The 6643-nt window shown below is 63.8% G+C and carries 5 protein-coding genes; 3 read left to right on the forward strand and 2 right to left on the reverse strand.

Annotation, left to right across the window (positions count from 1 at the left end):
• Positions 1 to 22: 22 nt before the first annotated feature.
• Positions 23 to 1849: a glycoside hydrolase family 15 protein gene (locus tag NTD84_RS08430; protein WP_262164690.1), complete on the reverse strand. Its 1827-nt coding sequence runs from the start codon at positions 1847 to 1849 to the stop codon at positions 23 to 25.
• Positions 1842 to 2642 carry a glucose 1-dehydrogenase gene (locus NTD84_RS08435; protein ID WP_262164691.1) on the reverse strand — a complete coding sequence of 267 codons (801 nt, stop codon included), beginning with the start codon at positions 2640 to 2642 and terminating at the stop codon, positions 1842 to 1844. Before NTD84_RS08435 ends, NTD84_RS08430 begins: the two co-directional genes overlap by 8 nt.
• 219 nt (positions 2643 to 2861) lie before the next feature.
• Here NTD84_RS08435 and NTD84_RS08440 point away from each other — a divergent pair, with 219 nt between their 5' ends.
• The 3 genes from NTD84_RS08440 to NTD84_RS08450 form a co-directional block, all read left to right on the forward strand.
• Positions 2862 to 4034, forward strand: a complete 1173-nt coding sequence (locus NTD84_RS08440; protein ID WP_262164692.1) for an MFS transporter — start codon at positions 2862 to 2864, stop codon at positions 4032 to 4034.
• Positions 4035 to 4183: 149 nt separating this feature from the next.
• Positions 4184 to 4918 carry a thioesterase II family protein gene (locus tag NTD84_RS08445; protein WP_262164693.1) on the forward strand — a complete coding sequence of 245 codons (735 nt, stop codon included), beginning with the start codon at positions 4184 to 4186 and terminating at the stop codon, positions 4916 to 4918.
• Between the two features lie 246 nt (positions 4919 to 5164).
• The coding region (locus tag NTD84_RS08450; RefSeq protein WP_262164694.1) for a condensation domain-containing protein at positions 5165 to 6643 on the forward strand (1479 nt) is incomplete at its 3' end.

The following is a 6643-nucleotide window of genomic DNA, read 5'->3' on the forward strand; positions in this document are numbered from 1 at the left end:
TGGCCATCGAAGCGACACGGTCTCAAGGCTGCCAGGAACTCTTTTCCCCACTCAACTTCCGATCCAGAAAACTTGCCGCGCTGATCAGGGCCAAGTGCGTCAACGCCTGTGGCGTATTGCCGAGATGCCGCGCATGGCTGTCGAACTCTTCGGCATACAAGCCCAGCGGGTTGGCATAGCGCAGCAGTTGCTCAAACTCCAGGTGCGCCTTCTCCACCTGACCCGCCCGGGCGAGGCATTCGACATACCAGAACGAACAGGCGGCGAACGCGCCTTCGGTGCCGTCGAGGCCATCGATCCGCTCGTCGTCGTTGCGATAGCGATAGACCATGCCGTCGCGCACCAGGTTTTTCTCGATGGCTTCGAGGGTCGCCAGCCAGCGCGGATCCTTGGCGCTGACGAAGCGCACCAGCGGCATCAGCAGCATCGAACCGTCCAGCGCGGTGCCACCCATGTGCTGGACGAAATGCCCGCGCTCCTCGTTCCAGAAATTTTCCCAGATGTCGGCGTAGATCGCTTGACGGGTCTGGTCCCAGCGGGCGAACGGCGCGGGTAGCGAACGTTTGGAGGCGAGGCGAATCGCCCGGTCCACGGCGACCCAGCACATCAGCCGCGAGTGCAGGAAGTGATGCTGCTCGCCGCGCATTTCCCAGATACCGACGTCTTTCTGTTGCCAGGTTTCGCAGACCTGATCGACCACTTCCACTGCGTGTTTCCAGCCTTCATGGGAGATGGCGTCGCCGTACTTGTTGACCAGGTACACCGCGTCCATCAGCTCGCCGAAAATATCCAGCTGCACTTGATCGTAGGCGCCGTTTCCGATGCGCACCGGGGTCGCGCCGCCATGGCCGGAAAGATGCGAGAGTTCGGTTTCCGGCAGTTCCTGACGGCCATCGATGGCGTAAAGAATATTGATTTTCATCGGGTTGCCGTGACAATCGCTGACCCGTCCGCGCACCCAGCGCATGTAGTCGTTGGCTTCCTGGACGAACCCCAGGCGCATGAACGCGTAAACGGTGAACGAGGCATCGCGGATCCAGGTGTAGCGATAGTCCCAGTTGCGCTCGCCGCCAGGTGTTTCCGGCAGGCCGAAGGTCGCTGCGGCGAGGATCGCCCCGTGTTTGCGCGAGGTCAGCAGCTTCAGCGCGAGGGCCGAGCGATTGACCATTTCGCGCCAACGTCCGCGGTAGTTGGACTGGGCGCTCCAGTCGCGCCAGAACTTCAGCGTGCGCTCCAGGCACAACGCGGCTGCACCTTCCTTGAAGCGCGGATCGTCGAAACCGCCGAGCAGGAATTGCGCGCTCTGGTCCTGCTCCAGGGTGAATTCGGCCACCGCCCCGTCGCCTTCGACGCGCAGCGGCTGATCCGAAGACAGGCGCATGGACGGCTGACCGGCTGCCTCAAATGCGACGTCCTTATCATCCAGCCGCGCACGGGTTTTGGCCCGGGCGTAGTCGTGGCGCACGGCGCAGCGCATGCGAAAAGTCGCCTGGCCACTGACCACCCGGACCCGACGCATCAGCATCGGTAGATCGTCCTCGCTGTCGCCGATCGGCAGCAGGTCGGTGACCTCGACCACCGCGCGGTCGCTGAGCCAGCGGGTTTGCAGCACATTGGTGTCGGGCAGGTAAATCTGTTCGCGACGGGCGTCGGGCAGGTCCGGCGACAGTTGGAAAATCCCGGCCTCGGGGGTGTCGAGCAGCGAGCAGAAGATCGACGGGCTGTCGAATTCCGGCCAGCAGAAAAAATCCACGCTGCCCTTGTCGTTGACCAGTGCGGCGCTGCGCATGTCGCCGATGATGCCGTGGGCGTCGATGGCGCTTTGTCGTTCGGGATGATGATCAGCCATTGCCGCGAAACTCCGGATAGAGGCTCATGCCGCCGTCGATGAACAGGGTGGTGCCGACGATATAGTCGGAGGCATCGGAGGCGAGGAAGACCACCGCATTGGCGATGTCCTCGACGTCGCCGATGCGGCCGTAAGGAATGAGTTTGAGCAGTTGCCGGGCGGCGTCGCCTTCGGTGGCGGCACGGTTGATCGCCGTGCGAATCGCCCCCGGCGCGATGCCGTTGATGCGGATGCGCTGGTGGCTGACTTCCTGGGCGAGGGTTTGCATCAGTTGGTCGACACCGCCCTTGGACGCGGCGTAATTGACGTGGCCGGCCCAGGGAATGCGCTGGTGCACCGAGCTCATGTGGATGATTTTGCCGGCCGCCCGGGACACGCCTTCGCGGATGCCCTGGCGGTTGAAAATACGCAGGGCGGCGCGGGCGCAGAGGAATTGGCCGGTGAGGTTGACGCCGATCACCTGGTTCCAGTCGGCGAGGGTCATGTCCACGGCGTTGGCGTCTTTTTGCATGCCCGAATTGGCCACCAGAATGTCCAGTGAGCCGAACGCTTCGACGGTTTGTGCGAACAGCCGTTCGACGTCGTCTTCTTTGGAAACATCAGCGCCGATGGCCAGGGCACGACCGCCCTCGGCGATGATCTGTCGGGCCAGTTGCTCGGCGGGTTCGGGCTGGGAATTGTAGTTGATCACCACGGCAGCGCCGGCGGCGGCCAGGGCTTTGGCGGCGCCAGCGCCGATGCCGGAACTGGCGCCAGTCACCAGCGCGACTTGTTGCTCGAGAGAAATCAGCATGTCAGTGAACACCTTGCGGTGAGGGCTTATTTAGCTGACTGGCGGGCGGTAGGGAGAGTTCACGGGGGAGGGTGAAAGTTTTGTCAGTCGGTCGGTTGACTGGTGGTCTTGGCGTTGCCGGACTCTTCGCGAGCAGGGCTTCACATTCACCCTACAATTTCACGCTTTCCCCTTCAGTGGCCATATGGCAACTTGCAGGCCCCTGTCGAGACCCGAACCATGGCCAACCCCTACCGCGAACTGTTCAAAGCCCCGGGCAGCCGCGCCTTTGTGCTGGCCGGGATGATCGCGCGCATGCCGATTTCCATGACCGGCATCGGCCTGATCACCATGCTGTCGCAGTTGCAAGGCGGCTACGGACTGGCCGGCGCAGTGGCGGCGACATTCGCCCTGGCGACGGCGTTTTGTGCGCCGCAGGTGTCGCGTCTGGTCGACCGTTTTGGCCAGCGCCGGATTTTGCCGGTGTCGGCGCTGATCGGTGGCGGGGCGTTGTTGCTGGTGCTGCTGTGCACGCGCTTTCAGGCGCCGCACTGGACGCTGTTCGTGTTCGCCGCGCTGGCCGGTTGCATGCCGAGCATGTCGGCGATGGTGCGGGCGCGCTGGACCGAGGTCTATCGCGGCCAGCCCGAGCTGCAAACTGCGTATGCCCTGGAATCGGTGCTCGACGAAGTGTGCTTCATTGTCGGCCCACCGCTGTCGGTAGGCTTGTGCGTGGCGGCGTTTCCCGAGGCCGGGCCGCTGGCGGCATTGCTGATGCTGGCAATTGGCGTCACCGCGTTTGTCCTGCAACGGGACACCGAGCCGGCGATTCATCCCCATGAAGCGCATCATCAGGGCTCGATCATCCGTTCCGTCGATATTCAACTGCTGATGCTGTTGATGGTCGCCATGGGCACCATTGTCGGCGTGGTCGATGTGGTCAGCGTGGCGTTTGCCCAGCAGCAGGGCCAGCCGGCGGCGGCGAGCATTGTGTTGTCGGTGTATGCCATCGGCTCGTGCCTGGCCGGTCTGGCGTTCGGCGCGTTGCGCTCGAAAGCGCCGCTGCCGCGCCTGTTTCTGTACGGCGGCGTGGCGACGGCGCTGACCACCTTGCCGTTGCTGCTGGCCTCGAACATTTTCGGGTTGGCACTCGCGGTGTTCGTCGCCGGGCTGTTTTTTGCACCGACGCTGATCGTGGCGATGGCGTTGGTGGAGCGCATCGTACCGCCGGCCAAACTCACCGAGGGCCTGACCTGGCTGGTGACCGGGCTGAGCATCGGCGTGGCGATCGGCGCGGCGAGTTCGGGCTGGCTGGTGGATGCGTTCGGGGCGCGCAGCGGCTTCTGGGTGGCGATTGCGGCGGGGGCGGTGGTGCTGGGCTCGGCCATCCCCACCTACCGCCACCTGAAATGACCTCGCTCCTACAGGGAGCGAGTTACCCGCCGCGGCCCGAGTTGAAACAGGGCACGAAGCGGCGCCAGGCAAATTTATCCGGGCGGTTGACTAATTCGCGACGGTCGTTGTGCGTTCATGGTGATAGACGACTTTTTAAGGTGAACGCGGTGACCAAGCTGACCTTGCTGTGCCTGCCGTATTCCGGCGCCAGTGCGATGGTGTACAGCCGGTGGCGGCGCAAAGTGCCGCAGTGGCTGGAGGTGCAGCCCGTCGAACTGCCAGGACGCGGTGCCCGGTTCGGTGAGCCGTTGCACACGGACATGCGGGCGCTGGCGCTGCAACTGGCCAACGAACAGAACGCCAGGCTCGGTGCGCCCTACGCCTTGTTCGGGCACAGCCTCGGCGCCTTGCTGGCGTGCGAGATGGCCCATGCCTTTCGTGCCTTGGGCGGCCCGGAGCCGGTGGCGCTGTTCGCCTCGGGAACGGCGGCGCCGACCCTGCGTGCCGACTACGATCGCGGTTTTGCCGAGCCGAAAACCGATGCGCAGTTGATCGATCAGTTGCGCACGCTCAACGGCACCAGCGAAGAGGTGCTGGCCAACGAAGAGTTGATGAGCCTGACACTGCCGATCCTGCGTGCCGACTTCCTGATGTGCGGACGTTTCCAGCCAGTGCAGCGGCCGCTGCTCAACTGCCCGGTGCACGTGCTCGGCGGCAAGACCGACAAGGCCACCACCGAACAATTGATCGGCTGGAGCAAGGAAACCCACGGCAGTTTCTCGGTGGACATGCTGGCGGGCGGGCATTTCTTTATTCATGAGCATGAGGCCAAGGTGCTGCGGGTGATCAAGGATCAGCTGGATGTGCATCGTCGGCGGCACGCGATGGCTGCAACGGCCTGACTAATCACTGCTTTACCCCTGTGGGAGCGGGCTTGCTCGCGGAGGCGGCGTGTCATTCGACGAAGCGGTTGACTGACACAACGCCTTCGCGAGCAAGCCCGCTCCCACAGTGTTTTCGGCGTCTGATTCACCTCGTTTTACCTCCCCTCTGATAGTTGTTCCCATTCGCTAATTTTTCCGGACTGCATTCGTTTTATAGGGACGACGTGCCTTTGCGCTTCCTGCCACTGATCCGGATGCTAAGAAATGAATGCTGAAGACTCCTTGAAACTTGCTCGCCGGTTTATCGGGTTGCCCCTGGAAAAGCGCCAGGTGTTCCTCGCGGCCTTGCACAAGGAGGGCGTGGATTTCGCCCGGTTCCCGATTCCCCAGGGCGTCGAGGCGGACGATCGGCAGGCGCTGTCCTATGCGCAGCAACGCATGTGGTTCCTCTGGCAATTGGACCCGCACAGCGGCGCCTACAACTTGCCGGGCGCGGTGCGCCTGACGGGCCGCTTGAACCTGGCGGCGCTGGACCAGGCGTTCGCCAGTCTGGTGGCGCGGCACGAAACCTTGCGCACGGTGTTCCAGCAGCAGCCCGACGACACGTTGCTGCAAGTGCCGGCCACCGCCCCGTTGCTGATCGAGCACGTCGATTTCAGCGAGCTGCCACCGCAGGAACGCGAGCAGGCGGTGGCCCACGCGGCGCAGCAGCAATCGCTGCTACCGTTTGATCTGGCAGCAGGTCCGCTGTTGCGGGTCAAGCTGCTGAAGCTGGCCGAGCAAGAGCATGTGCTGCTGTTGACCCTGCACCACATCGTCTCCGATGGCTGGTCGATGAACGTGTTGATCGACGAATTCATCCGCTGCTACGACGCCCACGATGCCGGCGTGCAACCGCAGCTTTCGCCACTGCCGATTCAATACAGCGATTACGCGCTGTGGCAGCGCCGCTGGCTGGAGGCCGGCGAGCAGGCCCGGCAGCTGCAATACTGGCAGGCGCAACTGGGCGACGAGCACCCGGTGCTGGAATTGCCCACCGATCATCCGCGCCCGGCCATGCCCAGCTATCGCGGCACCCGCTACGAGTTCGGCGTTGACCCCGTGTTGGCCGAGCAACTGCGCACCACCGCGCAACAGCACAACGTGACCCTGTTCATGCTGCTGCTCGGGGCGTTCAACGCGCTGCTGCACCGTTACACCGGGCAGACCGACATCCGCATCGGCGTACCGATCGCCAACCGTAACCGCGGCGAAATCGAAGGCCTGATCGGCTTCTTCGTCAACACCCAGGTACTGCGCACACAACTGGACGGCCAGACCCGCGTCGCGGATCTGCTCGGTGCGATCAAGGAAACCGCCCTCGGTGCCCAGGCGCACCAGGACTTGCCGTTCGAGCGTCTGGTCGAAGCCTTGAAACTGGAACGCAGCCTGAGCCACACCCCGTTGTTCCAGGTGATGTACAACCACCAGCCGCAAGTCGCGGACATTGCCACGGTCACCACCGCCTCGGGTCTGGAGCTGGGCGCGATCGAGTGGGAAGGGCGCACCACCCAGTTCGACCTGACCCTGGACACCTACGAAAAGGCCGGCACCCTGCACGCGGCGCTGACCTACGCCAACGACCTGTTCGACGCCGCAACCATCGAACGCATGGCGCAACACTGGACACGCCTGCTGCAGGGCATGGTCAGCGACAGCCAGCAACGCATCAGCGACCTGCCGCTGCTCGAAGGCGCGGAGTAC

Origin of the sequence: Pseudomonas sp. 14P_8.1_Bac3 (assembly GCF_025466085.1) — a bacterium.
Lineage (GTDB): Bacteria > Pseudomonadota > Gammaproteobacteria > Pseudomonadales > Pseudomonadaceae > Aquipseudomonas.

Excerpts from the sequence above, each read along its gene's own strand:
- NTD84_RS08430 (WP_262164690.1), bottom strand. The coding sequence starts at position 1,849 with ATGGCTGATCATCATCCCGAACGACAAAGCGCCATCGACGCCCACGGC.
- NTD84_RS08435 (WP_262164691.1), bottom strand. The coding sequence starts at position 2,642 with ATGCTGATTTCTCTCGAGCAACAAGTCGCGCTGGTGACTGGCGCCAGT.
- NTD84_RS08440 (WP_262164692.1), top strand. The coding sequence starts at position 2,862 with ATGGCCAACCCCTACCGCGAACTGTTCAAAGCCCCGGGCAGCCGCGCC.